The organism is Brevundimonas sp., from assembly GCF_032107865.1.
In the GTDB taxonomy this organism is placed as follows: domain Bacteria; phylum Pseudomonadota; class Alphaproteobacteria; order Caulobacterales; family Caulobacteraceae; genus Brevundimonas.
This window is the reverse complement of the sequence record NZ_DAMCNG010000371.1, coordinates 1-1,445: the sequence shown is the minus strand read 5'-3', so window position 1 is coordinate 1,445 and position 1,445 is coordinate 1. Positions and strand designations below refer to the sequence as shown.

Annotated in this window: 2 protein-coding genes; one reads left to right on the top strand and one right to left on the bottom strand. The window is 70.1% G+C overall.

Going from position 1 to position 1,445, the window contains the following annotated elements; genetic code table 11:
- Positions 1-639 (bottom strand): ribulose-phosphate 3-epimerase (rpe, locus tag RT567_RS16810; protein WP_313577332.1); only part of this gene is annotated, 639 nt, incomplete at its 3' end.
- Between the two features lie 218 nt (positions 640-857).
- Between rpe and RT567_RS16805 the strand changes: the two genes are divergently transcribed.
- The gene (locus RT567_RS16805; protein ID WP_313577331.1) at positions 858-1,280 is read left to right on the top strand and encodes a DUF2141 domain-containing protein; all 423 of its coding nucleotides are present in this window, start codon (positions 858-860) and stop codon (positions 1,278-1,280) included.
- Positions 1,281-1,445 lie beyond the last annotated feature (165 nt).

Here is a 1,445-nt window from a genome sequence, read left to right as displayed (position 1 = left end):
GTCCGGCCCGCCCTTGAAGACGAAGGAGCCGGCGACCAGGGCGTCGGCCCCGGCGGCGACGCAGGCCCCGGCGTTGGCGGCGACCACGCCGCCGTCGACCTGCAGGTGGGCCTTGGACCCGGCGTGGTCGAGGATGGCGCGGGCGCGCTCGATCTTCTTCAGCGAGGTCTCGATGAATTTCTGACCGCCGAAGCCGGGGTTGACCGACATGATCAGCACCAGATCGACCAGTTCGACGGCTTCCTCCAGCACGCTCAGCGGCGTGGCGGGGTTGAACACCAGGCCGGCCTTGGCGCCCAGCTGGCGGATCTGGCCGAGCGTGCGGTGAACGTGGGGGCCGCTTTCGGGGTGGACGCTCATGACGTCGGCGCCCGCCGCGCGGAAGGCCTCCAGCCAGTTGTCGACTGGGGCGACCATCAGGTGCACGTCGAACGGCAGGCTGGTGTGGGGGCGCAGGGCCTTCACCACGTCCGGGCCGATGGTCAGGTTGGGCACGAAATGGCCGTCCATGACATCGACGTGGATCCAGTCGGCGCCGGCGGTTTCCAGGGCGCGGATCTCCTCGCCCAGCTTGGAGAAGTCGCTGGCCAGGATGGAGGGGCAGATCAGCGGGGCGGCGGTCGCGGACGTCTGGGTCATGGTTCTGCGACTTACGGCCCCTCGGCGCGAGGAGCAAGCCGGGCTGCTGCCGCAGGCTGTGTCCTGGCGACGACAAGCGGGTCATTGGCGCTTCGTGAACGGCGGGCGGTGGTCGTTGGCGAAGGCGCGGCGGTCGCGGACGCAAGGTCGCTGGCGGGGTTCGACGGGGAAAGGAAGAAAGGCGGCGATTTCTTCACCCGCCTTCAAGGATGCCCGCCATGATCCGCCTTCTTGCTATCGCCGCCGCCCTAGCCGTCGCCCCTCTGACCGCCGCCGCACAGTCCGCCGACAACCGTCTGTCCTTTACCTTCGAGACGGGCGCTGAGACCGGCGCCGTCATGGTCGCCCTCTATGCCGATGAGGCCGCCTATGAGAGCGGCGCCCCGAGCCGTGTGGCCCGGGTCGACGTGGCGGGGGGCGAGCGCGCCGCCGTGTTCGAGAACCTGCCGGCCGGCGCCTACGGCATGAAGGCGTTCCATGACGTCAACGGCAACGGAAAGATGGACGTGAACCCGTTCGGCATGCCGACTGAACCCTTCGCCTTCTCCAACAACGCCGTCGGCAACATGGGGCCGGCCAGGTGGGATCGCGCCCGCTTCGACGTCTCGGGCGCCACGGCCCAGACCATTCGCATCCGCTAAGTCCCGCTGCCTGAAGAGACCGCCATGACCCCGACCCGCCGCACCCTGTTCATGGGCGCCGCCGCCCTGGCTGCTGTCCGCGTGTTGACGCCCGACGTCGCCCGCGCGGCCCAGGCCCTGGCCGCCGCATCCGACTGGTCCCTGGCCACCGCCGACGTCGAGGGC

Coding starts and splice junctions, on each gene's coding strand:
- RT567_RS16805 (WP_313577331.1), top strand. CDS start 858: ATGATCCGCCTTCTTGCTATCGCCGCCGCCCTAGCCGTCGCCCCTCTG.